The organism is Microbacterium sp. I2 (genome assembly GCF_051364985.1).
Classification (GTDB): domain Bacteria; phylum Actinomycetota; class Actinomycetes; order Actinomycetales; family Microbacteriaceae; genus Microbacterium.
The window spans coordinates 251,706-277,030 of the sequence record NZ_JBLWIH010000001.1; the positions used below are offsets into that span (position 1 = coordinate 251,706).

A 25,325-nucleotide genomic window follows, 5' to 3' on the forward strand; every position below is an offset into this window, starting at 1 on the left:
ATGTCCGGTCGGGCGTCTGATCGGTGGACCTGAGGGGAATCGAACCCCTGACCTCCTCGATGCGAACGAGGCGCGCTACCAACTGCGCTACAGGCCCGTGAACCTCCGCAACATTATCACGGCTCCCCCGCCCCTCCCGAATCGAGCGGGGCCGTGACCGACGGGCTACTGACCCGAGGCGCGACGCTCGAGAAGCTGCCGCACGTGCGCCTCGATCTCGGCGTCATCGACGTAGCCCATGCGCGAGAAGTCGGTGTCATTCTTGGCCACCCGCGCCGTGCGCGCGGTGTCGATCGACGGGGGACGCTCGGCCTCCGCCCGTGCCCGCATCGCCTCTTCGAGGGCCGCCTGCCGCAGCGCTGCGCGTGCCGCAGCGGCGTCGAGCACGGCGGCCGCGCGCGATCCTGCCGAAGCCGTGAGCGGACGCGGCAGCTCGCGCGGCGCCCACTCGCGCTGCTCGGGCTCGAGTTCGACGTCCTGCAAGGGTGTCGCACGCCGGGGCGCGGCATCCGCCATCCGGACCGTCGCGCGGGCGGTCACGCGCGACATGCGCTGGAGGACGAGAACGGATGCCGCGGCCACCGCGACGCCACCCCACATCAGCAGCTGCGCACCACCCGTGAGCACCTCGAACACGCCCCAACCGGTGAGCGCCATCCCGGCGATGCCGGCGAGCGTCGCGACCAGACGCAGCCGCCGGCGCGCCCGCGCGCGGCGCGATTCCGGAAGCGACCGCGCCTCGGCGAGCGCGGCCGCAGCCGCGGCCTCTGCCGCCGCGCGCTCCGCGCGAGCCCGCTCCAGGTCGACACGGGCTGCGGCTTCCGCTGCGATGCGCTCTGCGCGGGCTCGTTCCACATCGACCTTGGCGTGCTCGATCGCTGCCTGCTCACGCTCGGCGAGCGCGCGCTTGGCGAGGCGCTGCTGGGCGGCGGCGGTGCGGGCGTTGAGCTCGAGGCGCACCTCTTCGGGGGTTTCGCTCGTCTCGGCCAGCACCCGCAGGGCCTGGTTCAGGCGGACGGCGTTGCGTTCGGCGGCGTCGTATTGACGCCGACTGTGCCACGACGGCAGCAGATAGACCAGCCACAAGAGCACGGCGACGAGCACGATGACGCCCCCGCCCAGCACCTGCCCGTCCATGCTGACCACGGTAAGCGACCGGATGCCCGTGCCCCCGCATCCGCTCGCGTGTCGGCGCGCCCCGCTCGCTGTGGATTACGCGTGAAGTCGGTCAGACGGCGGCACCGTGGCCGCGTCCTGAGGCGCTCGGCCCGAGACCCACCGCTGCAGCACGCCCTCGGGAACGTCCTCCCGCACCAGCGCGAAGGCGTAGTGATCGCGCCAGTCGCCGTCGATGTGGATGAAGCGGCGCCGCAGCCCTTCGTAGCGGAAGCCGAGTTTCTCGACCACGCGCAGGCTCGCGCGGTTCTCGGGACGGATGCAGATCTCCATACGGTGAAGCCGCAGTTCCGAGAAGCACACGTCGGTCGCGAGAGCCACCGCGGTGGGGGTGATCCCGCGGCCAGCGAACCGGCGGCTCACCCAGTAGCCGATGGTCGCCGAGGCCAGCGAGCCGCGTGCGATGCCCCACACGTTGAGCTGCCCGGCTACTTCGCCGTCGTACTCCATGACGAACGGCACGCCGCCGCCGTCGCGATACTGCTGCAGCAGCCGACGCACGCCGACGCGCATGTCGAACGACACCGGCCCGTCGGGGCTCGTGGCCTCCCAGGGCCGCAGCCAGTCGCGGTTGCTGAGCAGCTCGTTCTGCAGCACGCGCGCATCGCGCTGGCGGATCAGCCGGATCGACACCAGGCCGTGCCTGCGGGGAGCCGTCAGGTCCATGTGACCCCCTCGAACGGGCGGCGTCAGAGCTTCGCCGCGAACTCCTTGAACCAGGGACGCAGATCCGGACCGAGGTCTTCGCGATCGGCCGCGAGCTGCACGATGGCCTTGATGTAGTCCACCCTATCGCCGGTGTCGTATCGACGGCCACGGAACACCACGCCGTACACGCCGGGCCCGTCCGGGTCGGCCGCGAGCTCCTGCAGCGCGTCGGTCAGCTGGATCTCGCCGCCCTTGCCGGGCTCGGTGCGCTCGAGGACGTCGAAGACGTCGGGCGCCAGGACGTAGCGGCCGATGATCGCGAGGTTCGAGGGCGCCTCCTCCTTCTTCGGCTTCTCGACGAGGCCGGTGACCTTGACGAGGCCGTCGTCGCCCGTCTCTTCGACCGAAGCCACTCCGTAGAGGTGGATGTGGTCGGGGTCGACCTCCATCAGCGCGACGACCGCCGCGCCGGTGCGCTCGTGCGCGGCGATCATCGTCGTCAGCAGCTCGTCGCGCTCGTCGATCAGGTCGTCACCCAGCATGACGGCGAAGGACGCGTCGCCGACGTGGGCGCGCGCACGCAGCACCGCGTGGCCGAGTCCCTTGGGCTCGCCCTGCCGCACGAAGTGGATGTCGGCGAGGTCGCTGGATTCGAGCACGCGACGCAGCCGGTCGTCGTCGCCCTTGTCTTTCAGCTTCTCTTCGAGCTCGGGCACCGAGTCGAAGTGGTTCGAGATGGCGTTCTTGTTGCGCCCGATGATCACGAGGATGTCGTCGATGCCCGCCTGGGCCGCCTCTTCGACCACGTACTGGATCGCGGGCTTGTCGACGACGGGGAGCATCTCTTTCGGCATCGCCTTCGTGGCCGGAAGGAAGCGGGTGCCGAGGCCTGCGGCCGGGATGACGGCCTTGATCGAGGTGTGGGGCATGGACCGATTCTAGGCTCAGCCAGGGTTCCGCCCGCGCTCGCCTGCCGTCGCACTGTGACCGCCACGTAGAATCGGGGCATGCCCGACGCCATCGCCGATGCCAAGCGGGCGCTGCGCGCAGAGATCCGCGAGCGGCGCCAGCTGCTCTCCGAGCAGGCGCGCGAGTCGGCCGCGGACGGCATCCAGGCCCAGCTCGACGCCCTCGTCGACGAGCTCGGCGTCCGATCGATGTCGTGTTTCCTCTCGACCACCGCCGAGCCGGGCACCCGGGCTTTCGTGACGGATGCTGTGGCCCGCGGCATCCGGATCCTCCTTCCTGTGACGCGTACGGACGGCCTGCTCGACTGGGCGGTCGCCACCGACGACGGCGATATCGCAGAGGGCATGTACGGCCTGCCCGAGCCGGTGGGCGAACTGCTCGGGCCGATCGCGGTCAACGACGTGGACCTGCTCGTGATCCCCGCGGCCGCGGTCGACCCCACCGGCATGCGCCTGGGCTGGGGGCGAGGATTCTTCGACAAGACCCTCGGCTCGATGCAGCACTGCCCTCCGGTCTACGCGGTCGTCTACGACTCCGAAGTGCTCGACGAGGTCCCCAGCGACGTCCACGACCAACCCGTGACCGGAATCGTCACACCGACTCGCACCATCACCCTCGCGCCGACCCGGCGCTGAACGCACCCGAGACCCTCCGAGAGAGCCATGCCCACCTACGCCTACGCCTGCAAGCAGTGCGGCCACCGCTTCGACGCGGTGCAGTCCTTCGCCGACCCCACCCTCACCGAATGCCCCGAATGCGGCGGACCGCTGCGCAAGGAGTACGGCTCGATCGGCGTGACCTTCAACGGCTCCGGCTTCTACCGCACGGATTCCCGCGCCGGCGCGAAGAGCGCCGGCGAAAAGTCCTCGGCGGGCGGCTCGGAGGCGTCGGGTGGCGCCTCGACGCCGGCTCCGACATCATCGAAGACCGAGGCGAAGGCCTCGCCCGCATCCACGGGTTCATGACCGGCTCGCGGCCGGAACAATCGAGGGGTATTCACGTGATCAAGGGCTTCAAGGAGTTCATTCTTCGCGGCAACGTCATTGACCTGGCGGTCGCCGTCGTCATCGGCGCGGCATTCACGGCCGTTGTCAATGCGATCGTCTCGAGCCTCATCAACCCTCTCATCGCCCTCTTCTGGCAGCCTGACGCGAACGGTCAGATCGGCGTCACCGTGAACGGTCTATGGGGCGAGGTCACGTTCCCGATCGGCGACCTGATCAACGCGGTCATCGCGTTCCTCGCGGTCGCGGTCGTGGTGTACTTCGTGTTCGTCTACCCGATGAACCGACTCAAGGAGCGCGCCGCCGCGAAGGCCGGCATCACTCCCGCCGACGAGGAGCCGAAGCTGCCCACCGAGCAGGAGCTGCTCGTGCAGATCCGCGACCTGCTCGAGAAGCAGCGGGCCTGAGTCAGTAGTGCGGCGGGACGTCTCGCTTGAGGCGCTCGTCGTTCGGACCCTGTGAGGTTCCGGATGCCTCAGCTGCGGCATCCGGAATCTCGTCGTCTGCGGGGGTGGGCTCCGGGGTGGTCCCGGGCGCGGGCGTGAGCTTGGCCCGACGGGACCCGGGCACCCGCTCGATCCGCTGACGCCTAGTCGACGACATCGATCGGCTGCGTCTCGCTGTCGACACGCGGGGCGTCGGGCGGCACGCCGAGCATCGCCGCGATGCGCTTGGCGACATCCGCGGGATCGCGATAGAGGTCGAACGAGTGCACGCGCACGTAGTGCCAGCCCAGGCGCCGCAGCACCTGCGGGCGCAGGCGGAGGGATTCGCGCAGCGACTCGCCGATGGTCTCGGGGTCGCTCTCGACGACGACGGCCTTGCCGTCGTACTGGGCGACCAGCGGCAGCCGTCCGCGATAGTGGACGTCCACCGACAGACCCGCGCGGCGCAGTTCGCGAGCGAGGGCCAGAGTCAGAGGGTCGGCGAGGTCTTCGAGCCGGGCCTCGCGCGCCCGCGCGGCGATGCCGCCCAGGATCGTCATGAGCGTCGCGGCGCCGTATTCGAGACGGCCGTCGTCGAAGGCGGACGGGCGGATCGACGACACGATCACCATCGAGCGTCGGGCACGCGTCATCCCGACGGTCAGCAGGCGCTCGCCGTCCGGCGTCGAGAGGTCGCCGAAGTCGCTCAGCACGCGACCGTGCTTGGTCAGGCCGAAGCCGAGCGAGAAGATGACGCGGTCGCGGCTCTCGGCCACCGATTCTTCGAGCGTCAGCACGGCGAACGGCTCGGCCGTGTCGCGCGAGACGAAGTCGGCGACGTCGGAGCGGCCCGCGAAGGCCGCCTCGACGGCCGCGCGGATGCGCTCGGCGTGCCGGGTGCTCGCCGTGACGACCATGAGCGACTCACTGCCGCGGTTGACGGCATGCTCGACGACGAGGGTCACGACGCGGGCCACTTCGGCATCGGGGCTCTCGACCGCGCCGGTGATCGGGTCGGGCGTGCCGTTGCCTCCCTCGACGTAATCCACCGCGAGGCTGCCTCGACCGAGGTACGAACCGGCCCACGGCAGCGACACCAGCTCACCGCCGTAGAACGCGTCGTTGACGAGCTCGGCCAGGTCCTCGCCACCCGCGCGGTAGCTGCGGGTGAGCGTCTCGACGGGCAGCAGCTCGGCGAGGCGCTCGAACACGCTCGTGGTGTCGAAGGGCACCTCGGATTCGTCCTCGTGAGGCACCGTCGTGGTCGATCCCGGTCCGGGAGCGCTCGTGAAGCTCGCGGCGACGCGGAACGGCGTCGGCTTCTGGGTCACCGGGTCGCCGAAGGCGACCACCTGCACACCGCGACGCAGCGCCGGCGCAGCCTCTGCCAGGCACAGGGCTGCGGCATCCGCCACCACGACGACGTCGAATCCGATCGACGCGGGGATTCGGGGAACGTCGTAGGGCGAGGCCAGCCACACCGGAGCGAGCGTGCGAGAGAGCGTCGGGGCCACCGCGGCGAGTTCGCCCGCCGAGATCGTGCCGCGCTTGAGCGCCTTCTTGAGCGCATCGGCCTCATCGGCATGGTCGACGATGCCGATGCGCCACTGCGTCGCCAGCTGCGCCGCGAGAAGGGGGCCGGATGCCGCGGCATGGGCTTCGTCGACGAGCCGGAAGTCTCGTTCGAGCCGGTCGACGACGGCGGTGTTCGCGCCCAGGACGGCGCGGTCGGTTCGCAGCAGGAGTTCGAGCGCGGACTGCCACCAGGCGAACTCGAGCTCGGCGGCGACGCGGTCTTCGGGAACGTGCCGCACCGACAGCTCGGTGAGCAGCGGCTCGAGGCCCAGCGCGGCCAGTTCGGTGCGCAGCGTCGCGCGCTCCTTGAGGTTGTCGAACACGTCCGAGTCGGCGGCGAGCCCCGCCAGCGTGCGCACGAGCTGCTTCACGGGCATGCTCGCCAGCTGTTCGGGCGCCTCACGGCCGAGGACCGCGTCGAGTTCGGCGAGGTCGGCGTCCACGCGCTGCCATGCGACGTGGACGTCGCTCAGTCCGAGGGGCAGCTCGGGGCTGACACCCGCATCGACGTAGCGCTGCCATTCGGTGCGCTGCTGGTGGATCCGCACGAGCGCCTCGTGCATGTCGGGCACGTGCACGCCCGGCCGCACATACTCCCGTGACAGCCGGCGCAGGCGCCGGCGGTTCGGGTTGGTCATGTTCGGCGAATCGCGGCGCGATCCGTGCGCCTGGATCAGCTCTCCCAGCGGCCGCTCGTAGACGGTCAGGCTGAAGCGGTCGAGCGAGTCGCGGATGCCCTGCAGCAGCCGCAGGTAGGTGCCCAGCTCGGCGATCGTGCGGAACGGCCGCATACGCGTCTGCCCGATCAGCTCGTAGCCGCGCTCGAGCAGGCTCGGCACGTCGCTGCGATGCAGTTTGCCCGCCAGGGCGTGCGCCGCGCGGGCCTGGTCGACGGTTGCGAAGGTGACGCCGTACCAGGGTGAGTCGTCCGGACCGAAGCGGAATTCACCCAGCCGCGCGGCGGTGGCGAGCTTGGTCGCCGCCTCCCGGCGTGTGGTCGCGAGGCGCTCGAGCGCGTCGACGTCGAACCGCGCCGCAGTCTGCGGCGGCGAGTCGCCTTCGGCGAGTGAGGCGAGCGCGCGCAGGATCTCGAGCACCGAGACGCCGAGTGACGGATGCCGCGCCGTCACGGCCGTGCGGTAATCGCGGAGCACCCCTCGTAGGCGCACGAGCGCGTCGTCGATGTCGGCGACCTTCGGCGGCTGCGCCTTCTCATTGCGCCCGATCGCGCGGATGAGGTCGCGCTGCAGCCGGTCCGGCGAGACGGCCAGTCCTGCCAGCCCGACGCCGGCGAGGCGGTGCCGCACGCCGTCGAGGGTGGACCGGCGGGCGCTCACGACGAGCACCCGCTTGCCGTCGCGCACGAGGGCGCCGACGGCGTTGATCACTGTCTGGGTGCCGCCGGTGCCCGGCAGCGTGTGCACGACAAGGGACTGGCCGGCGGCGATCCGTGCCAGCACCTGCTCCTGCTCGGAGTCGGCGTCGAGCAGCAGCATGTCCGCGGCAGGCGGCCGGTCGTCGGGGCTCGTCCACGCGGGCCGTTCGCGGCGCGCCGTGAGGGCTTCGCGGTCGGCGGGGTGCCCGGCCAGCGCGTTGAGCACAGGGTGGTTCAGATCGGCGGCGTCGGCTGCCATGGGCCCGCCGACGTCGGCGAAGCTCGAGACGAGCAGACGAGGGCTGACGGCATACGACTCGATCGACGACGTCAGCGCCCGCAGGTGGTCGATGACCGGCTGCGGCTTGAACACGCCGCCCTCGTACGCGAGCGCCGACAGGCCGCCGGCGTCGATCGAGATGCCGAAGTGGGTGCGCAGCGCACGCACCAGCTCGGGGTTGACCGAGAACGTGCCGTGCAGCTTCAGCTCGAAGTCGCCGTGGTGGCGGCGGATCGCGAGAGGACGCAGCAGCACGGGTGCCGTGCAGGCCAGCCCGCCGATGCGCCATGAGGCGAGGCCGACCGCGAGCCGCACCGAATCGAGGCCCCGAGTGGTGCGCAGTTCCAGGTTCTTCGCGGTGATGCGCTCGGCGGCGAGGCGGGCACCGCGCAGCGCGACCTCGTCGCGGAACAGGTTCGACAGCAGCGTCGATCGTCCGGTGATGAACTGGGGCAGGCTGCCGGGGTGTGCCTTGGTGATCTCGATCGCGGCATCGGCATCCGCGAAGTGCAGCAGCGTCGAGCGCCCGCCCAGAGCCGCGGACTGCTGACGCAGCCGATCCCGTTCCGGCTCGGCGACGTGGACCACCGTGACGTCCGGTTCGGCGAGGCCGAGGTCGCCCGGGGTCACGTCGGACCCGGGTACGGCGTCCTCTGCGCCGACCACGGCGCTCCGTTCTCCTCGCCACACACGAGCCACCCTAAGCGCGACACGCTCAGGGCACTTGCAATGGACCTGAGTTTCGCGGTATTGGCGCGCCGGGGCCTCGGCGGCTCCTCCCCAGGCGGCCTCTCACGCGGGTTGCCCACAGTCCGGTCCCGCATCAGGCGCCGCGTCGGATCGAGCGGCCAGGATGGGCACATGCCCACGCCGGAACCGCCCCGCTATCGCGTCCACCCGTCGCCGATCGGCGACATCCTGATCGTCACCACCGCGGAGGGGATCGTCACCCTCCATCCGTTCGACGGCGCGCTGCACTCCGAACTCGAGCGTCTCGCGCTGCGCCTGCGCGCGCTGCCCGTGCCCGAGGATGAGTCCGGTCAGGACGACGGGCCCGACCCTGTGGCCGCGGCGGCCGCGGCGCAGCTGGACGAGTACTTCGACGGCACGCGCCGCGAGTTCGACCTGCCGCTGGACTGGCGGCTGGTGCGCGGCTTCACGCGTGCGGCGCTGGAAGCCGTGCGCGAGATCCCGTACGGCGAGACGGCCGGCTACGGCGAGGTGGCGATCGCCGCCGGCTCTCCGCGCGCGGCACGAGCAGTCGGCACTGCGTGCGCGACCACCCCGTTCTCGATCGTGGTGCCGGTGCATCGGGTGGTGCGCGCAGACGGCTCGCTCGGCGAGTACGGCGGCCGGCCCGAGATGAAGCAGTACCTCATCGACCTCGAACGGGCGTCGGACGTGTAGGCCGTCCGTCACGCCGAGCGGCCCGGGCGGATCGCTCCACCCGGGCCGCATTCCTCCGATCGATCGCGATCAGTGGTGCGTGGCCTTCTCCGCGCCGAACCCGGTCAGCGAGCGCACTTCCATCTCGGCGGCCTTGACCCGGTCCTCGGGTTTGCGCGAGGTGACGGTGCCCAGCCAGCCCAGGAAGAACCCCAGCGGGATCGAGACGATACCCGGATTGTTCAGCGGCCAGATGGCCGTGCCGACCTTGAAGACGCTCGTCTCCGCGCCCCAGAACACCGGCGACAGCACGATGAGGATGATGGCCGCGGCCAGTCCCCCGTACATGCTCCACACCGCGCCGCGGGTGTTGAACCGCCGCCAGAAGAGCGAGTACAGGATCGTGGGCAGGTTCGCCGACGCTGCGACCGCGAAGGCCAGCGCGACGAGGAACGCCACGTTCTGTCCCTGCACGGCGATGCCGCCGAGGATCGCGAGCACGCCGATCACGACCACCGTGCGCCGAGCGACCTTGACCTCGCCGTCGGGCGGCACGTTGCCCTTCTTCACCACGTTGGCATAGATGTCGTGGGCGAACGATGCCGCAGCGGTGATCGTGAGACCCGCGACCACCGCGAGGATCGTGGCGAACGCCACCGCCGAGATGAAGCCGAGCAGCAGCGGACCGCCCAGCGCGAGAGCCAGCAGCGGCGCCGCCGAGTTGACGCCGCCCGGTGCCGCCTTGATGGTCTCGGGGCCGACCAGCGCGCCCGCGCCGTACCCGAGCACGAGGGTGAGCAGGTAGAACAGGCCGATGAGCCAGATCGCCCACACCACCGACCGGCGGGCCTCCTTCGCCGTCGGCACCGTGTAGAAGCGCATCAGCACGTGCGGCAGACCCGCGGTGCCCAGCACCAGCGCGATCGCGAGCGAGATGAAGTCCCACGGGTTCGCGCCGTACTGCAGCCCCGGTCCGAGGATCGCGTCCTGCGGATCGGAGGTCGACTGGGCGACGGCGCTCTCGAGCAGCGTGTTGAGGTTGAACCCGTTGATGGCGAGCACCCAGATCGTCATGACCAGCGCGCCGCCGATGAGAAGGAACGCCTTGACGATCTGCACCCAGGTCGTGCCCTTCATGCCGCCGACCAGCACGTAGACGATCATGAGCACGCCGACGACCGCGACGACCAGCGAGATGCCGATGGCGTCGTCGATGCCCAGCAGCAGGGCGACCAGTCCCCCGGCGCCCGCCATCTGCGCGAGCAGATAGAAGAAGCACACCGCCAGAGTCGTGATCGCCGCGGCCATCCGCACCGGTCCCTGCTTGAGGCGGAACGACAGGACGTCGGCCATCGTGAACTTGCCGGTGTTGCGCATGAGCTCGGCCACGAGGAGCAGCGCGACCAGCCACGCCACCAGGAAGCCGATCGAATACAGGAATCCGTCGTACCCGTTGATCGCGATCGCGCCGCAGATGCCCAGGAACGATGCCGCCGACAGGTAGTCGCCCGAGATGGCGAAGCCGTTCTGCGGACCGGTGAAGGACCGCCCAGCCGCGTAGTAGTCGGCAGCGGTCTTGTTGTTGCGGCTGGCGCGGATGACGATGAACAGCGTGATGGCGACGAACGCGCCGAAGATCGACATGTTCAGCAGCGGGTTGTTCTCCACCGTGGTCACGCTGCTCTCGATGGCGGTGTGGATGGCTGCGAGAACGTCGTTCATGACAACCCTTCCTGCGTCTCGAGGTCGGAGCGGATCTCTTCGGCGATGGGGTCGAGCTTGCGGTTCGCGTACCAGACGTAGGCCATCGTGATGGCGAAGGTCGTGACGAACTGGCCGAGCCCGAACAGCAGCCCGACGGTGACGTCGCCCCACACGCGCTGCGACATGAACTCACGCGCGAAGGACGACAGCAGGACGTACGCGAAGTACCAGACGAGGAATGCGATGGCGAGCGGGAACACGAATCCGCGCTGCCGCTTCTTCAGTTCGACGAATCGCGGGGACTCCTCCACCGCGAGGTAGTCGATGCCGCCGGGCGGGGCGGTGTCGGTTCTCGGATCGGACATGTGGCCTCCTTGCCTCATGGTCGGACGCACCGGTGCGCCCTGTGGGGGAACGCCCGGGCACCGGCACATGACTGCCCGAACGGCCGATATCCCGAGTGGTAGGGTCGACGCTACGAAAACCGGCGAGGATGCCGTCACCCCCGGAAGTAGGTAGTCGTGGGAGCGCCAGATCTCGAAGCGACGGACGATGCGCTGGCACTTCACCGCGCAGTCACCGACCTGGTTCGGCGCACGCGGTTCCCTGTCGCCTTCGGCGGCCTCGCACGCGACGGAGCCATCCACGTCACCTCGATCGTGGGTGCCCGCACCCACAGCCTCGAGGGGCTCGTGGTGCAGGAGTCCCGGGGACTCGGCGGCCGCGCCCTGGTCGAGAAGCGGCCCCGCCTCGCTTTGGACTACCGCTCATCGCGCAGCATCACGCACGATTACGATCGCGCCGTGCTCGGCGAAGGCATCGCGACGCTGTTCGCCGTCCCCGTGCTCGTCGGCGGGCGCGCACGAGGGGTCATCTACTGCGGATCGTGGGCCGAGGCGCCGGTAGGCGACGTCGTCGCACGGCCCGCGTTCGCGGTGGCCGACGCCCTGTCGAGCGAGCTGCGCATCCGCGAAGAGGTCCAGCGGCGGCTGGCCCTCGCGCAAAGGCCGCCCGAGGGTGCGACGATCGCGCCCGCCGCTCGCGAGGAGCTGCGCCGCACGTATGCCGAGCTGCGCAGCATCGCCGCCGTCGTCGATGACCCGGCAGTCCGCGAGCGACTCGCTCGGGTCGAACGGCGCCTTGCCGCGCTGTCGCAGGACGGTCAGCGCCCCGCCGAGCATGTGGACGTCCGGCTGTCGCCGCGCGAGGTCGATGTGCTCTCGTGCGCGGCCCTCGGCGCGACCAACGCCGAGATCGCGGCGACGCTGGAGCTGAAGGAGGGGACGGTCAAGTCCTATCTCCAGTCGGCGATGTCGAAACTGGATGCCTCGACCCGCCACGCGGCGGTGGCCACCGCGCGTCGGGCCGGCCTGCTGCCCTGACGCGGCGTTTCGACGAGACCGATATCGGCGCGGAATTCCCGCTCGCGCTTTTCGCCTTTTTACATTCGACGCCACCGCGCGACAATTGCACGCTATTGTGCCTTTCATGGCTCGCAGAATCGTGCATCAACTCGTCGACGATATCGACGGAACTCTTCTAGACGTCGGAGAAGGCGAGACCGTCCTGTTCTCGCTGGACGGCACCGCCTATGAGATCGACCTCACCGACGAGAATGCCGCGGCATTGCGCGGTGCTCTCGAGCGCTACACCAAAGCCGCGCGCACCGTGTCCGGTTCGCGGGGTTCGTCCGCGGGATCGGCCGCCGGCCGGCGCCGGCGCCGCTCCGGTCAGCAGGATTACGGCGAGATCCGCGATTGGGCGAAGAAGAACGGCTATCAGGTCTCGGATCGTGGCCGGGTTCCGGCATCCGTTCTCGACGCCTACGAAGCCGCGCACTGACGAAAGCCGTCCCGAGGCTATTCACGAGCGATTCGTCGTTGCTTTCACGTCGGTGGCGAGGTGCATGAGAATCTCGTCGACTTTCTCTTTCGCGTCTCCGAACAGCATCTGGGCGTTCTCGCGATAGAAGAGCGGATTCTGCACGCCGGCATATCCGGATGCCATCGAGCGCTTGAAGACGATGACATTCCGGGCCTCCCACACGCGAAGCACCGGCATTCCCGCGATGGGGCTGGTCGGGTCCTCGGCGGCAGCCGGATTCACGGTGTCATTCGCGCCGATGACGAGCACGACGTCAACGTGTGACAGGTCGTCGTTGATCTCGTCCATCTCGAGAACGATGTCGTAGGGCACCTTCGCCTCGGCCAGCAGCACGTTCATGTGGCCGGGCAGGCGACCCGCTACGGGATGGATGCCGAACCGCACGTCGACGCCGCGTTCGCGCAGCTTCTGCACGAGGTCGGCGACGCCGTGCTGGGCCTGCGCGACGGCCATGCCGTAGCCGGGCGTGATCACGACGCTCGTCGCTCCCGCGAGCATGTCGGCCGCTGCTTCAGCGTCGATCTCTCTGTGCTCACCCTGCAGGTCGTCGCCGGTCTTGGGCGCCTCGATGCCGAACCCGCCCGCGATGACCGACAGGAACGACCGGTTCATGGCCTTGCACATGATGTAGCTGAGGTAGGCACCCGACGAGCCGACCAGCGCGCCGGTGACGATCAACAGGTCGTTGTTGAGCAGGAAGCCCGCCGCCGCGGCCGCCCAGCCGGAGTAGCTGTTCAGCATCGACACCACGACGGGCATGTCGCCGCCCCCGATCGAGGCGACGAGGTGCCATCCCAGCGCGAGCGCCAGCGCCGTCACCAGCACGAGCAGCCACAGCTCGGGCGTGATGACGTACCAGACCGTCAGGGCGAGGAAGGCGGCGAGCGCTCCGACGTTCAGGACGTTCTTGCCGGGCAGCATGAGCGGCTTGGACGAGATCCGCGCCGAGAGCTTGAGGAACGCCACGATCGAGCCGGTGAAGGTGACACCGCCGATGAAGACGCCGATGAACACCTCGGCGTGGTGGATGTCGGCCAGCGCCCCCTCGAGCCCGGTCTCGTACAGCGCGCCGTTCCAGCCGACGAGCACGGCGGCCAGCCCGACGAAAGAGTGCAGCAGGGCGATGAGCTCGGGCATCCCCGTCATCTCCACGCGCCGTGCGCGCCACAGCCCGATCGCACCGCCGATCAGCACGGCGGCGACGAGCAGCACGAGCCCGGTGACCGCCGACGGCTCGCCCCACGCGGAGGCCGCCGTCAGCCACACGGTGGCGACCAGCGCGATCGTCATGCCGAGGATGCCGTACGTGACGCCGCGCCGGCTGGTCTCGTGCTTGCTGAGCCCCGCGAGGCTCAGGATGAACAGCAGCGCCGCGACGATGTACGCGGCCCCCGCGACGGCACCGGCGACGGCGATCATCGGGTCTCCCCCTTCTGGAACATCGCGAGCATGCGCCGGGTGACGGCGAATCCGCCGAAGATGTTGATGCTCGCCACGAGCACCGCGATCGCCGCCAGGATCTGCACCGTGAGATCCGGTGCCGTGATCTGGACCATCGCTCCGACCACGATGATGCCCGAGATCGCGTTCGTGACGCTCATGAGCGGCGTGTGCAAAGCGTGGGCGACCTTGCCGATCACGTAGAAGCCGACGACGATCGCGAGCGTCAGCACGAGGAAGTGCTGCGGCAGTGGGGGCGGCGCGAAGGCGCAGATGAGGAAGAGCGCGCAGATGCCCGCCGCGACGAGCGCCGTCCGTCTCGCCGACGACATGGCCTTCTTGGTGGGCGTCGGCTGGACCGCCTTGGCCGTCGCCGCCGGAGCGGCCGAGACCTGCACGGGTGGCGGCGGCCACGTGACGGCGCCGTCACGAACGACCGTGACGGTGCGCTGCACGACATCGTCGAAGTCCAGGGCGAGCTCACCGTCCTTGCCGGGGGTCAGCAGTTTGAGCAGGTTCACGAGATTGGTCGCGAACAGCTGCGACGCCTGCTGCGGGAGCCGTCCGGGAAGGTCGGTGTAGCCGAGGATCACGACGCCGTTCTCGGTCACCACCCTCTCCCCCGCGACGGATCCCTCGACGTTGCCGCCCTGGCCCGCCGCCATGTCGACGATGACGCTGCCCGGCTTCATGCTCGCGACGTCGGCCGCCGTGATGAGGCGAGGTGCCGGGCGGCCCGGGATGAGCGCGGTGGTGATGATGATGTCGACGTCGGCGGCCTGCTCGGAGTAGATCTCGGCCGCGCGCTGGTCGTAAGCCGCGCTCGTGGCCTTGGCATATCCGTCCGCCGAGACCTCCTTCGCCTCGTCGGGCACGACGACCTCGAGATACTCGCCGCCGATCGACGCGACCTGATCGGCCACCTCCGGCCGCGGGTCGGTCGCGCGGACGATCGCGCCGAGGCTCGACGCCGCGCCGATCGCCGCGAGTCCGGCGACCCCGGCGCCCGCGACGAGCACCTTCGCGGGCGGTACCTTGCCCGCCGCCGTCACCTGCCCGGTGAAGAAGCGTCCGAACTCGTGCGCCGCCTCGACGACGGCACGGTACCCCGCGATGTTCGCCATCGAACTCAGCACGTCCATGGACTGCGCCCGTGAGATCCTCGGCACCGCGTCCAGCGCGATCGCCGTGATTCCGCGCGTGGCGAGCGACTCGACGAGGTCGGGGCGCAGCGCCGGGCTCAGCGTCGCGACGAGGATCGCGCCGTCCGCGAGCTGCTCGATCTCGGCCGGCGTGGGCGCGTTGACCTTGAGCACCACCGGCGACGCCCACGCGGTGGCCGAGTCGACCACGGTCGCTCCGGACGCCGCGTAGGCGGCATCCGGAAAAGAGGACTCGGCGCCCGCGCCGGCTTGGACGGCGACGTCGTAGCCGAGCGCGATGAGCTTCGGGACGGTGGTGGGCGTTGCGGCCACCCGGGTCTCTCCGGGCGCTTCGGCGACGATGCCAATGCGGGTCATGCGTTCCTCGTGATCTGGTGCGGCAGTCTGCGGTGCGGGATCCGACAGGGAAGACGCCTCCACCCTGTCAGACCGGCGCGACATCGGCCGACTGGAACATGGGAATCGCCTCCGAATGGCCGTGCAGCCTTGCGGGCCGGCGCGAATCTCGGAATCGTGGCCGGTCCGGAACCGCAAACGGAAGGAACCAGCATGACTCTCACGCTGACCCAGACCGCCGCCGAGGCCGTCAAGCAGATCGTCGCCCGCGTCCCGCAGGCCGAGGACGGAGGTGTGCGGATCCGCGACACGGGAGCGCCCAGCGGCTTCGAGCTGAGCGTCGCACCCGATCCTGAACCGCGCGACACCGTCGTCGTCAGCGACGGAGCGCGCGTCTTCCTCGATGAGGTCGCGGCCGCGTCGCTTAAGGATCGCGTTCTGGATGCAGAGCTCGCCCAGGACGGCTCCGTGCGCTTCGCCCTCGGCAGCCAAGTCTGACCCGGGCTGCATCAGGCAGGGTCTGCCCCCTCACCGGAACCCCGGCGCCGCGACGGCGCCGGGGTTCCGTGCATGCAACCCGTAGAATGGCGTGGCCAGCCTCTGTAGCTCAATGGAAGAGCAGTTCCGTCCTAAGGAAACGGTTGGGGGTTCGAGTCCCTCCAGGGGCACAGTCTTTTTTTGCCTTTGACCAGGTATTTCTTCTGTGGTCAGACCACTCAGAATGCGTTTTTGGCCGCTTTTTGGCCGCGTTTGAGAAAGCTGTGAGCCGAGGATGAGGCAGGTTCGACCCCCTTCACGGTGCGTCGTTCGACGCCTCAGAACGACGAAATCGAGCATTTCTGGCGTCCTGAGCCTCGTCGAAAAGTTGAGCAGTCTGCTCCCCGGCGTCACGTCGGTCGGGCGTAGCGCGTCTGCGGGCCGGACGGCAGCGCCACGAGCGGCATCGCATCGTTGAGGCGCGATGCGACGGCATCCAGATCGTCGTCGAAGAGGTCGGCGTAGGTGTCCAGCGTCATCGCGGCCGACGCGTGGCCGAGCATCCGCTGCACAGCCTTCACGTTTGCGCCCGAGCTGATCGCGAGCGATGCGGCGGTGTGGCGGAGGTCGTGAGGCGTCAGCCGCGGGATCGATGGGTCCACAGCCTGCGCGCGGCGGACCGCGTTCGCGAACCACCCCTGTGCGCCTGAGTTGCGCATGTGGTTGACGCCGTCGCCGAAGAGCAGTCCTTCCGGCCCCTTGCCGGCACAGGCCTGCTCGATCATCGGAGCGAGCCGCTCGGGGTAGGGCACCGAGCGCTTCTCGTGCGTCTTGGGCGTGCCGACGTGGATCTCGTAGGCGATCATCACCGCGTTCTCCTCGATCACGAAGCGTCGACGCAGTCGATTCACACTCCGCACGCGCAGCCCGGTCGCCTCTCCCCACCGCAGACCGGTGTAGGCCAAGGTCAGGACCATCGTCGGATGCGCCGAGCATGCCGCCAACGTCGCCACCTGGTCGTGCGAGAGATAGACGCGGCGCTTGCCTGGTCCGCTCCGAGGGAGATTGCGGATGTGTCGCGCCGGATTGTTCGCAAGGCGACGATCATCGATGGCGACATCGAGGACGCCTGCGAGGACTCCCAGCGCGCGAAGAACGACCGTGCGCGACTTCTCCGTCGCGAGCTCTGACACCCAGTCCTGAACTTCAGACCGCCGGATCGACCAGATCTCCCTGTCTGCCCACACGGGAGCGACGTGGTTCTTCCACGCCCGCTCAAGCGTCATGTAGTACGAAGGCTTCGACATCGGCGGCTGCTTCGACCGCAGCCAGCTGTCGGCGAACATCCGCACCGGCACCCGCGACGCCACGGGATCGATGTACTCGCCCTTCGACTTCGACACCGTGACCATCGAGAGGTACAGCTTCGCCTCGCGCATCGTCGTGAAGCCGCGCTTCTGCGCCTCGGTGCGATCAGGCTTGCGGTAGCGCACGCGGTAGCGGCGACCCTTCGCCGTTTCGTACGGGGTGATGGTGCCCATCTCGACCTCCGCTCATGCCGGCTCGACAGTCAGTATCGGGCCAGTGTCGGACACTGCTCGGATGCCGTCAATGCGTCCGATGAGCGATGCGGACAGATGTCGGAAGACGTCGCCAATTGGCGTTGGGTTGGAGAGAGGCCTCCCCTCCGACGCCGAGAGTGTAGCGATCGGTCACGCCTCCGTTCTCGCCGCTCACTCCTTGCAGACTCCGCGCTGGCGCGCGTCGCTTAGCTGTGATGTCCAGGCAGGTTGTTGAGTCTGCTGATGGGTGCGGCTCCGATGGCGGAGTGTTGCCTGTGGTGATTGTAGAAGTGCAGCCAGTCGGGCAGTGCGTTGCGCCGTTCGGTGTCTGATTCGTAGAGGCGGGCGTAGGCCCATCCGTCGGCGAGGGTGCGGTGGAATCGCTCGATCTTCCCGTTCGTCTGCGGGCGATAGGGCCGGATGCGTTTGGGTCGGATGTCGAGCTCGACGCACGCGTCACGCCACGCGTAGGAACGATAGGCCGAGCCGTTGTCGGAGAGCACCCGCTCCACGGTGACGCCGCGTTCGGCGAACCAGGCGACCGCGTTCCGGAGGACGGCGATCGCGGTGTCGGCCTTCTCGTTCTCGCGGATCTCGACGTAGGCGACTCGGGAGTGGTCGTCGAGGACGGTGTGCAGGAACGCGGTGCCGGTGCGTGCGTGCCGGTCCGCGCTCCACTTGCCCGTGCGATGTGATGTCGCGGACTTGTTCCTGTTGCCCTGCTTCACGCCGACGAACCGCCAGCCGCCACCATCAGGGATCTTGCCGAACTTGGTCACGTCGACGTGGATCAGCGACCCTGGATGGTCGTGCTCGTAGCGGCGGATCGGCTCACCGGTGACCCGATCAATCCGGGACAGTCGGTTGATCCGGCACCGGGTCAGCACGGCGTGAACGGTGGAGGCCGGCATCCCGAGCTCGCCGGCGATCTGCACCGGTCCCAGGCGACGCCGCCAACGGATGTCGACGATTCGCTTGACCACCGCCGGGGCCGTCTTAGTCGGCATCGACCGCGGCCGACTGGACCGGTCGGCCATCCCCGCACGACCCTCGACGCGGTATCTGTCCGCCCATTTGCGGGCGGTGACCGGCGAGACCATGAACATCTTCGCCGCGACCAACGCCGACCAGCCGTCGTCGACGATGAGCCGCGCCAGCCTCAAACGAGCACGCGGAGTCAGAGCAGCATTAGCGTGGGACACGAAGGCCTCCTGGTTCGTGAAGCGGTTTCTAGACAGCTCCACTTCACAACCGGAGGCCTTCGCCCATCAGCAGCTCAACCGCGATTCACAAACAACGTCCCTGCACATCACACTTAGCAGCCGTTCTACGACGAGCACTGCGCCGCGCCCGAGCGCTGTCGCGGCTTGATGTCGGAGGAAGGCCGACCTGGTCGAGCCCCGTCTGGTCGGATCCACAGCGTCTTTGCCGCAAAGCGGGATGAGGGGTTCGTCGCTATGTTGAAGCCCAACGGTCTAGAGCGAGGGGCATCATGGCGCGAATTGTGTCGGTCACGGCGGGGCATCAGGATGTGCGTCCGCATCAGTCGGAGGTCGAGTGTATTGTGCAGGAGCTTCGCGGCGCGGATGACGAGAAGCTCGTCCACATCAGCACCTTCGGGTCAGCTCAGCGACAGTCTCACCCGAAGAGCAGCCAGTCGATGCAATTCGACAAGGCGACGGCATCCACGCTCGTCGAGCAATTCGTGACGGTGTTTGGCGAGGACGTGCTCGCTCCGCGTTGAGTGAGTGCTTGCGGCGCGCTGTTGGCAACCACAGCGTGACAAGTCGGGGCACTGGCGTCAGCCCACGCGAACTACGAATGTCGACGGGGAGGGCGGAGGTCGATCGTCGGCACTGAGTCACCATCGACGCCTCGCTTTGCGAGCATGTCGACCATGTCCTCCTGACGAGGCTGGCCGAGCGTCAACCGGTAGAGCGTCAGTGCGCTGCGCAGTCGCTCGTACTTCGCGATGTCGCGGCTCAGCGGGTACTGCGCGATCACACGGTGAATGCGTGCCGAACCCGGGTAGAGCCACCAAGGGGAAAACTCGCCGAGCTCATTCTCGACGTCCGACGCCGCGTCGAAGGCGGCCCGCCACGCGCGTACGTCGTCGGATGCCAGCACATCGGGCCAGTGCGACGCGGCGACGTTCTTGCGGACGGCGTGACCCGCGAAGCGGTTGACGCGGCCTTCGCGCTGCTCGAAGTCGACCGGATTTGAGGGGAGGTTCCAGTGCACAACCGAGTGGCTCCACCAGTGAAAGTCGATACCCTCCTGTCCGACGCTGGTTGACGCAAGCACGAAGGGTGCGAATGGACTGTTGAACGCGGCCCTAACCTCAGCCTGACGCACGCCCGAGGTGTCATCCGACTCGGTGGCGTACTTACCGCCGTACCGCAGCGCAAAGCGCGCCATCATCGGGATCTCGTCACGTGCGGTCGTGTTGTCGCGAGCGACGTAGCGAGCGGGACGAAGCTCCATCGACTCGACTGTGCGGCGAGCGAGAGCTGCGAGCCCGGCATCGTCAAGGTCGCCGCCACCGGTCTCGCTGAGCAGTTGGTACATGTACTCGTCCATGACGGCCTGCAGGTTGCCGTCGGCGCAGTAGTCGAGCACGCTCCGCCAGAACGGCTGCTCATCGCCGTACAGCGTGACGAGCAGCGCGATCGATTCGGTGCGGTTGAAGAGGGTACGGATGCCTCGCACGAGTTCGAAGGCGGCAGCCCAGAGTCCGGCCGGAGTGACGTTGGGTCCGGCGATGGTGCGCAGGGCCCGCCATGCAATGTTCCCAGGCGAGTGGACGGCCACGCGTGCGAGATCCGGGTGCGAGAAGACACCGTTCGACGACGGTTCCACTGCCAGCCGAACGTGCTCCAGGAGGCCGCCGATTCGACCCCCCTCGGCGCGAGACTCGACGAGCTGTTCCGCTGTCGCCGCTTCGAGTTGGGCTGGCAGCATCCCGGGATATGCGAACACGGCGTCCGCAACCTGGTCCGTCTCCGAACCCGTGGTGAGCTTCGCGTCGACGGTCGCGAGCAGAGTATCTGCCGACACGGCCACGCCCGCGGTTCGTGCGACATGCAAGGGGTCCCCGAGCTCGGCCAGACCCGGGTGGGGCCAGAACAGTGCGAGTGTCGACATGGCGGCTGGGCGGCCTTCTGCGAGTCGGTACTGCAGGCGTGCGCCGACCGCCTTTCGGGCATCGGGTGTGTTCTCGCGGAGGAGCGCTCGATCGTCTGCCGTAAGACGGTCGGCCTCGTAGCTGAGCAATGATGCGATCGCGGTGGGTACTCCGGTCCAGGCCGAGAACACCACGTGCTTCGTTACCGATCCGTCCGACAACGGCGCATAGATCGGCCCCGGTTGGACGTACGGCATCGTCGGCGGGACCCAGAGCAGCCGCCACCACCCGCGCTCCAGCGTCTCGTCTGCGAGTGCACGCAGATGTCCGTTGCCGAGGTCGACCGGATCGAACGAGGCGACCGCGCCCGCCTCGAGCGATCTCGTGGAGGCAAGCACGGACGCCACGGCGGCAGCATCCGGACCGTCCAATGCTGCCTTCACCCGGTCCGCAGACTTGTACCCATCCATGAAGCTGGCGAAGTAGGGAATCGACTTCCAATACTCGAGGTCGATCGGCGAATCGACGGTGCGCCCGAGCGCACGCAGTGAAGCCCACTCACGAAGGTCGGCTGCGGTTGGGGATCCGGTCGCCAGGTGCCGCACAGCGACGAGATCTTCGCGCTCACCGATGGGCGGTCGCTCTGACCTGGTCATCAGCGGCGTCAGTGCCTCGCTGACACGGCGAGCTGCGGCAGCCGCGTCACCGCCGACCAGGAGTGACTTGCGGTATGCCGCGAGCGCTGCGGCAACCTCTCGTTCGGCCCCGGGCGCCCCGCCCGCGAGGAAGCGCACCGTCGCGAGGAAGTCCTGATAGTGGTCGTCGTCGGCGTCGTCGCTGTTGGAGAAAGGCTTGTACGGCGTTGCTGAGAGCAACAAAACCTTCGCATCAGGATGTTCGAAGAGCGCGTGGGCCAGTTCGGCGGCGTCGCCAGACTCCGGATTGAGAAGGTGCCGAAAACGCTGGAACTCGTCGAGGATGATGAGGTCCGGCTCCAGGGTGTCGACACCCGCCTTGGCGAGTGCCTGGCGGAACTCGGCGATGAGGTCGTGGTTCCGATGCCAGAGCTCAGCCGGGACAGACTGCTTGCGACGAACCTCATCACGGAGCGCGATAAAGCGGTCAAGGGAGCCATCAGCTTCGATCATGCGAGTGAACGCGGTCACGATCCGCGGGTCGGGCTCACCGGCGAGTTCACGCAGCAATGGCTGGACATACCACTGGTCGAACCGCTTGGCTGTCTTCACAGTGCCGTGCATCAGCAGACGCGTGACCCGTCGGTCCGAGTCGGTACGGTTCGCGATCCTGTCGAGAATCACGGTCAGCATCGCTCGCTCGGGCGCCGACCCCTGCCGCCACCCGCCCTCGCTGAAGGACGTGCCCGGTGTGAACGAGACGAGGTTGACCTTCTTGCCGGCGTCCGATGTCTTCTCCGACAGGCGCCGACTTTCCTTGGCGAGCAGCGTGAGCCGGGTCGCCATGCCGATGTGTTTGTCGCCCGTGACGTTCAGGCGGCGCAGGTTCTGCGTAGCAAGGTCGACGTTGCTGCAGACATAGACGATGTCGATGCGGTCGACGTGATCAACATCCTGCAGGTGCTCGATCGCCTTCGCGATCACACCGCGCGCGACGATGCTCTTGCCGAGTCCCGTTTCGTCAGCGACGAGAAAGCGACCGGAAGCCTCACCCGACGCGGCACCGTAGAACCGCTCGATGACGTGGTCGACGGCATCTCGCTGAAAGCCCTTGAGCCCCGCCATGACCGCGTCGACATCGACAGTGCTCACGCGTGACCTCCGATCAGTTCGAGGTGCGCCGACCAGACCTGACTCCACAGCTCATCGAAGCCGTCGGGCAGTACGGTGTCTTCGTCGTGCTCGCGCAGGTAGTCGATGATGCGCCGAGCATCGGCGAGTCCGTGGTGGCCTTCGCCGACGGCGCGTACGAGTGCCTCGAACAGACCGGTGCCAGTGCCGGAGGCATCCGCGGTTCCGAAGAAGCCGGCCGCGCCGGAGCTGGATGTCGTCAGGGTCCAAGCGCCGGACAGCTCCAAGAGCAGCGTCAGGAGGCGCACGAACGCCGAGCGGTCGGTGAGCTGGCGCGCGATGATCGCATCGTGCCGGCTCGCGACGTCGTCGAGCAGCCGTGCGAGAACGATGGTGCGACGCTCGTTACCGGCGGCATCGCGAGCGACCAACACGACGAATGGGGTGATGTCGGCGAGCGGAATCCCCGGAAGCACGACTCCCTCTGACTCGGCCACGCTCACGATGCTGCTGCCCAGGTCCGGACGAGTGAGCAGGTGCCATTGCACGGAGATTTCGCCCCCGCGACTGGCCAATGCGGACGTGACGGATTCTTCCGCCCATACCTGCAGCGCATACGGATCCGCGGGTAGCACGCGGGCCGAGAATCGCGCGCCCGCAAGCGTGCGCACGAAGGCTTCGAGCTTGCGCCCTGCCTCCTCTTTGGCGTCTGGCTCAATGCCACCCGTGGTGACGTACTCCTCCTTCAGATCACCGAGCGCATCCAGCGTCGCCTCTACCCCGACCTTCGGGATAGGTCCGACGAACTCGACCATCACCTCGACGTTGCTCTGCCAGCCTGCATCTGTTGCGTTCGCAGACCCAAGGAACACGTGAGCGCCGTCCAGACGATCGACGACGACTGCTTTCGCATGCAGGCCCGCAAGTCGGTCGCCGGGAGGGACGAACGCACCGTGGTCGTCAGCGTCGTCCGTGGAGTAGGTCGCGGCTTCGTCCAATACGTACGTCGAGAGCTTGGCATCGAGGGAGTCAGGCAGCAGTCGGTCGAGGCTCTCGGCGCGTGAGAGAACGTGCGTCTGCGTGCGAACGCCGGACCGAAGCATACGCAGTCCGTCATCTGACAGGAAGGGCGACACGATCAGCGCGCGCTTGCCGTGGAGGTCAGGTGCACTGGCGCCGGGCACGCCGAAGACGTGGAACGCGCTGCTGCGCATCGGATCGGGCTGCTCCCAGACGACGGTGCGCCAGCGCTCAGCCAGCTCGTCGATGCGCGCCCGCCGTTCTGGATGGAGAGAATGAACCGCCAGCGAAGGGAGCCGGCGCAGCAGCTCGACGAGCGAACGGTTTACAGCCGCAGCTTCGCGTTTCTGTCCGGGCGCCGCGGGTTCGCCGTCTAGACGGACGATGACGTCCCAGCTGCGATCGGCCGTGAGATTCCGGCTCGCACAGAGGAGGCGGTAGGCGGTGCGCTCCCCCGCGCGATACTCCAGAAACCACACCTTCGGGTGGAACAGGCCACGACGGAGCGCGACCGGGTGCACCATCGGCTCGAGGAACGCGACAAGGTCAGAGCGCGCGCCCATCGAGATCTCGCCGGCCTGCGCGAACACGTCGACGCGATCGGCGGCCCGGCGAATCGCGTCGAGGACGCCGAGAGTGTCGTTCTGCACCGACAGTCGATGCGAGGCGAACGACAGCGGTACAGCCAGCGCGGTGGCGAGGTCGAGCGTGAATGTGGTGCCGACGGCATGCGAGAGCTCGAACCCCGTCGGCGGTTTGAGCTGCTCGGTGAGCGCCGCGCGAGACTGTGGCTCAAGCATCCGTCATCTCCGGTGTCCGTTCGAGACCGTCATGGATGTCAAGAAGGATGCCGCGGACCTGTGGCCATCGGTACACCAGTGCGCCAGCGCCGGAGCTACCGCCCCAGCTGGCGAGGCGGGCGCGGTTGCCGAGACGCGCCTGGGCACCCTTGTGCTGCCGCTCACGTCGGGTCATGAAGGCGCGTGCCGATGCGCTGTCGACGAGCGCGTCGGTTCCCTGTTCGGCGAGGAGATCGCGCCAGCCCCGGACAAAGCGACGGGAGTTGAGGTTGATCGGTGACCCTCGCGTCAGCCCGACTCGGGCCAGCAGTGCGTCGAGGTTCCAGGTCGTGAGATCGACCATCGAGGGGAGATCGTCGGACCATTGGGTGAGGCGATCACGGAACGCCTCGCTGGGATCGCTGAGGCGGTCGTAGCCAGCATCCTGATACTCCTCAGCAAGCAGCAGGTTGTAGAGCAGCTGCGCGCCGTGCATCAGGGCCGAGAATGCGCGCGCATCGGCGAGCAGCTCGTGGGCCTCGCCGTCGACGGAGAGTGCGGCGGAGTCGGCCCAGGGCGCGGAGCTCTCGGCGGTGGGGCGTTCCACGGCGAGGTGAGCGAACAGCGATCCGGCTGCCTCGTCGAGGATGCGGTCACGCAACCACGCGGCTTCGTCCGGCTGGAGGGAGAACCCGTCGGGGATCGACTTCGGAAAGCCCTCGGGAGCCGAGGGCAGCGTCGTCGACCAGGCGTGAAACCGGGTGCCGGACATGTCGCCGAAATCGTCGCCGGAGGTGCTCATGCCGTCGAGTCGGAGGGCATCGTCGCGCGACAGAGAGGCGTCGGTGAGGATGCCGTAGTGACGCAGCATCGTCCAGTAGATCGCGGAGGGGAGGTTCTTCAACGCCTCGCCGGCCTGCATGCCCAGCAGTCCCGCGTAGTCGCCCGAGTCCTTCACCGCGTGGATGATGTCGCGTTCATATCGGTCGGCGTCGGACGCGGGATTCGGACGCCGTGAAGCCTTCTGATAGGCCCATGGCACGAACAGCAGATACCGCGCACGCGTGAGCAGCGTTGACGTGCCAGGGAAAAGCGAGTCGGCGATCGCGTCTCGGATCTGGCCGAGGCCGAGCTCGTCGCGACTCTCGCGCTCGGCGAAGAGACGGATGATGTCGCGCATGCGGCGCTGTTCTTCGCTCGACGCGTCGAGCCACGCGATGAGGGAGGGCACC

Annotated in this window: 22 protein-coding genes and 2 tRNA genes; 9 read left to right on the top strand and 15 right to left on the bottom strand. The window is 68.4% G+C overall.

The genetic code is table 11. The annotated features are described in order from the left end of the window. Positions 1-24 precede the first annotated feature (24 nt). From ACLKM7_RS01185 to galU, 4 genes are all read right to left on the bottom strand, one after another. Positions 25-97 (bottom strand) — tRNA-Ala (locus ACLKM7_RS01185). Between the two features lie 68 nt (positions 98-165). Beyond that, a complete protein-coding gene (locus ACLKM7_RS01190) occupies positions 166-1,137 on the bottom strand; it encodes a large exoprotein (protein ID WP_436445184.1) in 972 nt (323 codons plus the stop codon). Positions 1,138-1,212: 75 nt separating this feature from the next. Beyond that, positions 1,213-1,842 carry a GNAT family N-acetyltransferase gene (locus tag ACLKM7_RS01195; RefSeq protein WP_436445185.1) on the bottom strand — a complete coding sequence of 210 codons (630 nt, stop codon included), beginning with the start codon at positions 1,840-1,842 and terminating at the stop codon, positions 1,213-1,215. A gap of 23 nt (positions 1,843-1,865) precedes the next feature. Beyond that, the gene (galU, locus tag ACLKM7_RS01200; RefSeq protein ID WP_168910963.1) at positions 1,866-2,753 is read right to left on the bottom strand and encodes a UTP--glucose-1-phosphate uridylyltransferase GalU; all 888 of its coding nucleotides are present in this window, start codon (positions 2,751-2,753) and stop codon (positions 1,866-1,868) included. Between the two features lie 78 nt (positions 2,754-2,831). Between galU and ACLKM7_RS01205 the strand changes: the two genes are divergently transcribed. From ACLKM7_RS01205 to mscL, 3 genes are read left to right on the top strand one after another with little or no spacing between them, the layout of a single operon-like run. Next, positions 2,832-3,428: a 5-formyltetrahydrofolate cyclo-ligase gene (locus ACLKM7_RS01205; protein ID WP_436445186.1), complete on the top strand. Its 597-nt coding sequence runs from the start codon at positions 2,832-2,834 to the stop codon at positions 3,426-3,428. Positions 3,429-3,455: 27 nt separating this feature from the next. Next, positions 3,456-3,758, top strand: coding sequence for an FmdB family zinc ribbon protein (locus ACLKM7_RS01210; protein WP_436445187.1), 303 nt, complete (start codon positions 3,456-3,458; stop codon positions 3,756-3,758). 35 nt (positions 3,759-3,793) lie between these two features. Then, positions 3,794-4,204: a large conductance mechanosensitive channel protein MscL gene (gene mscL, locus ACLKM7_RS01215; protein ID WP_436445188.1), complete on the top strand. Its 411-nt coding sequence runs from the start codon at positions 3,794-3,796 to the stop codon at positions 4,202-4,204. 1 nt (position 4,205) lies between these two features. Here the strand turns inward: mscL and ACLKM7_RS01220 are convergent, their stop codons facing one another. Both ACLKM7_RS01220 and ACLKM7_RS01225 read right to left on the bottom strand, forming a co-directional pair. After that, a complete protein-coding gene (locus tag ACLKM7_RS01220; protein ID WP_436445189.1) occupies positions 4,206-4,367 on the bottom strand; it encodes a hypothetical protein in 162 nt (53 codons plus the stop codon). 19 nt (positions 4,368-4,386) lie between these two features. Beyond that, positions 4,387-8,118 carry an AAA family ATPase gene (locus ACLKM7_RS01225; RefSeq protein ID WP_436445190.1) on the bottom strand — a complete coding sequence of 1,244 codons (3,732 nt, stop codon included), beginning with the start codon at positions 8,116-8,118 and terminating at the stop codon, positions 4,387-4,389. 195 nt (positions 8,119-8,313) lie between these two features. Here ACLKM7_RS01225 and ACLKM7_RS01230 point away from each other — a divergent pair, with 195 nt between their 5' ends. After that, positions 8,314-8,859: a methylated-DNA--[protein]-cysteine S-methyltransferase gene (locus tag ACLKM7_RS01230; protein WP_436445191.1), complete on the top strand. Its 546-nt coding sequence runs from the start codon at positions 8,314-8,316 to the stop codon at positions 8,857-8,859. A 69-nt stretch (positions 8,860-8,928) separates the two neighbouring features. Here ACLKM7_RS01230 and ACLKM7_RS01235 read toward each other — a convergent pair whose 3' ends face one another. Together ACLKM7_RS01235 and ACLKM7_RS01240 are read right to left on the bottom strand one after the other, a co-directional pair. Continuing rightward, a complete protein-coding gene (locus ACLKM7_RS01235; RefSeq protein ID WP_436445192.1) occupies positions 8,929-10,560 on the bottom strand; it encodes a solute symporter family protein in 1,632 nt (543 codons plus the stop codon). Beyond that, entirely contained in the window at positions 10,557-10,907 is a 351-nt protein-coding gene (locus tag ACLKM7_RS01240) for a DUF485 domain-containing protein (protein WP_436445193.1), read from the bottom strand. Before ACLKM7_RS01240 ends, ACLKM7_RS01235 begins: the two co-directional genes overlap by 4 nt. Positions 10,908-11,063: 156 nt before the next feature. Between ACLKM7_RS01240 and ACLKM7_RS01245 the strand changes: the two genes are divergently transcribed. Together ACLKM7_RS01245 and ACLKM7_RS01250 are read left to right on the top strand one after the other, a co-directional pair. Next, positions 11,064-11,924, top strand: coding sequence for a response regulator transcription factor (locus ACLKM7_RS01245; RefSeq protein ID WP_436445194.1), 861 nt, complete (start codon positions 11,064-11,066; stop codon positions 11,922-11,924). Positions 11,925-12,030: 106 nt separating this feature from the next. Next, complete coding sequence (locus ACLKM7_RS01250; protein ID WP_436445195.1) at positions 12,031-12,384, top strand: histone-like nucleoid-structuring protein Lsr2; 354 nt, start codon at positions 12,031-12,033, stop codon at positions 12,382-12,384. Between the two features lie 21 nt (positions 12,385-12,405). Here the strand turns inward: ACLKM7_RS01250 and pntB are convergent, their stop codons facing one another. Together pntB and ACLKM7_RS01260 are read right to left on the bottom strand one after the other, a co-directional pair. Continuing rightward, on the bottom strand, positions 12,406-13,845 hold the full coding sequence (gene pntB / locus ACLKM7_RS01255) for a Re/Si-specific NAD(P)(+) transhydrogenase subunit beta (RefSeq protein WP_436445196.1): 1,440 nt from the start codon (positions 13,843-13,845) through the stop codon (positions 12,406-12,408). Then, on the bottom strand, positions 13,842-15,386 hold the full coding sequence (locus ACLKM7_RS01260; protein WP_436445197.1) for a Re/Si-specific NAD(P)(+) transhydrogenase subunit alpha: 1,545 nt from the start codon (positions 15,384-15,386) through the stop codon (positions 13,842-13,844). Before ACLKM7_RS01260 ends, pntB begins: the two co-directional genes overlap by 4 nt. A 192-nt stretch (positions 15,387-15,578) precedes the next feature. On the opposite strand from ACLKM7_RS01260, the gene ACLKM7_RS01265 reads away from it, so the two are divergent. Together ACLKM7_RS01265 and ACLKM7_RS01270 are read left to right on the top strand one after the other, a co-directional pair. Next, complete coding sequence (locus ACLKM7_RS01265) at positions 15,579-15,863, top strand: Fe-S cluster assembly protein HesB (protein ID WP_436445198.1); 285 nt, start codon at positions 15,579-15,581, stop codon at positions 15,861-15,863. Between the two features lie 98 nt (positions 15,864-15,961). Further along, positions 15,962-16,033 (top strand) — tRNA-Arg (locus tag ACLKM7_RS01270). A 219-nt stretch (positions 16,034-16,252) separates the two neighbouring features. Here ACLKM7_RS01270 and ACLKM7_RS01275 read toward each other — a convergent pair. After that, positions 16,253-17,383, bottom strand: a complete 1,131-nt coding sequence (locus ACLKM7_RS01275; RefSeq protein WP_436445199.1) for a tyrosine-type recombinase/integrase — start codon at positions 17,381-17,383, stop codon at positions 16,253-16,255. A gap of 227 nt (positions 17,384-17,610) precedes the next feature. Beyond that, complete coding sequence (locus ACLKM7_RS01280; RefSeq protein WP_436445200.1) at positions 17,611-18,606, bottom strand: IS481 family transposase; 996 nt, start codon at positions 18,604-18,606, stop codon at positions 17,611-17,613. A gap of 290 nt (positions 18,607-18,896) precedes the next feature. On the opposite strand from ACLKM7_RS01280, the gene ACLKM7_RS01285 reads away from it, so the two are divergent. Further along, entirely contained in the window at positions 18,897-19,148 is a 252-nt protein-coding gene (locus tag ACLKM7_RS01285; protein WP_436445201.1) for a hypothetical protein, read from the top strand. A gap of 71 nt (positions 19,149-19,219) precedes the next feature. On the opposite strand, the gene ACLKM7_RS01290 is transcribed toward ACLKM7_RS01285, so the two are convergent. From ACLKM7_RS01290 to ACLKM7_RS01300, 3 genes are read right to left on the bottom strand one after another with little or no spacing between them, the layout of a single operon-like run. After that, positions 19,220-22,315 carry a helicase-related protein gene (locus ACLKM7_RS01290; RefSeq protein WP_436445202.1) on the bottom strand — a complete coding sequence of 1,032 codons (3,096 nt, stop codon included), beginning with the start codon at positions 22,313-22,315 and terminating at the stop codon, positions 19,220-19,222. Next, the gene (locus ACLKM7_RS01295; RefSeq protein ID WP_436445203.1) at positions 22,312-24,114 is read right to left on the bottom strand and encodes a phospholipase D family protein; all 1,803 of its coding nucleotides are present in this window, start codon (positions 24,112-24,114) and stop codon (positions 22,312-22,314) included. Before ACLKM7_RS01295 ends, ACLKM7_RS01290 begins: the two co-directional genes overlap by 4 nt. Further along, positions 24,107-25,324 (bottom strand): DUF6361 family protein, encoded by a 1,218-nt coding sequence (locus ACLKM7_RS01300; protein WP_436445204.1) that lies wholly within the window; start codon positions 25,322-25,324, stop codon positions 24,107-24,109. The genes ACLKM7_RS01295 and ACLKM7_RS01300 overlap by 8 nt, the downstream gene beginning before the upstream one ends. Position 25,325 lies beyond the last annotated feature (1 nt).

Bases quoted from the DNA above. Each gene is read 5' to 3' on its own strand.
- galU (WP_168910963.1), bottom strand. From the start codon at position 2,753: ATGCCCCACACCTCGATCAAGGCCGTCATCCCGGCCGCAGGCCTCGGC.
- ACLKM7_RS01210 (WP_436445187.1), top strand. From the start codon at position 3,456: ATGCCCACCTACGCCTACGCCTGCAAGCAGTGCGGCCACCGCTTCGAC.
- pntB (WP_436445196.1), bottom strand. From the start codon at position 13,845: ATGATCGCCGTCGCCGGTGCCGTCGCGGGGGCCGCGTACATCGTCGCG.
- ACLKM7_RS01195 (WP_436445185.1), bottom strand. From the start codon at position 1,842: ATGGACCTGACGGCTCCCCGCAGGCACGGCCTGGTGTCGATCCGGCTG.
- ACLKM7_RS01265 (WP_436445198.1), top strand. From the start codon at position 15,579: ATGACTCTCACGCTGACCCAGACCGCCGCCGAGGCCGTCAAGCAGATC.
- ACLKM7_RS01235 (WP_436445192.1), bottom strand. From the start codon at position 10,560: ATGAACGACGTTCTCGCAGCCATCCACACCGCCATCGAGAGCAGCGTG.
- ACLKM7_RS01205 (WP_436445186.1), top strand. From the start codon at position 2,832: ATGCCCGACGCCATCGCCGATGCCAAGCGGGCGCTGCGCGCAGAGATC.
- ACLKM7_RS01275 (WP_436445199.1), bottom strand. From the start codon at position 17,383: ATGGGCACCATCACCCCGTACGAAACGGCGAAGGGTCGCCGCTACCGC.
- ACLKM7_RS01260 (WP_436445197.1), bottom strand. From the start codon at position 15,386: ATGACCCGCATTGGCATCGTCGCCGAAGCGCCCGGAGAGACCCGGGTG.
- ACLKM7_RS01250 (WP_436445195.1), top strand. From the start codon at position 12,031: ATGGCTCGCAGAATCGTGCATCAACTCGTCGACGATATCGACGGAACT.
- ACLKM7_RS01285 (WP_436445201.1), top strand. From the start codon at position 18,897: ATGGCGCGAATTGTGTCGGTCACGGCGGGGCATCAGGATGTGCGTCCG.
- ACLKM7_RS01240 (WP_436445193.1), bottom strand. From the start codon at position 10,907: ATGTCCGATCCGAGAACCGACACCGCCCCGCCCGGCGGCATCGACTAC.
- ACLKM7_RS01295 (WP_436445203.1), bottom strand. From the start codon at position 24,114: ATGCTTGAGCCACAGTCTCGCGCGGCGCTCACCGAGCAGCTCAAACCG.
- ACLKM7_RS01230 (WP_436445191.1), top strand. From the start codon at position 8,314: ATGCCCACGCCGGAACCGCCCCGCTATCGCGTCCACCCGTCGCCGATC.
- ACLKM7_RS01190 (WP_436445184.1), bottom strand. From the start codon at position 1,137: ATGGACGGGCAGGTGCTGGGCGGGGGCGTCATCGTGCTCGTCGCCGTG.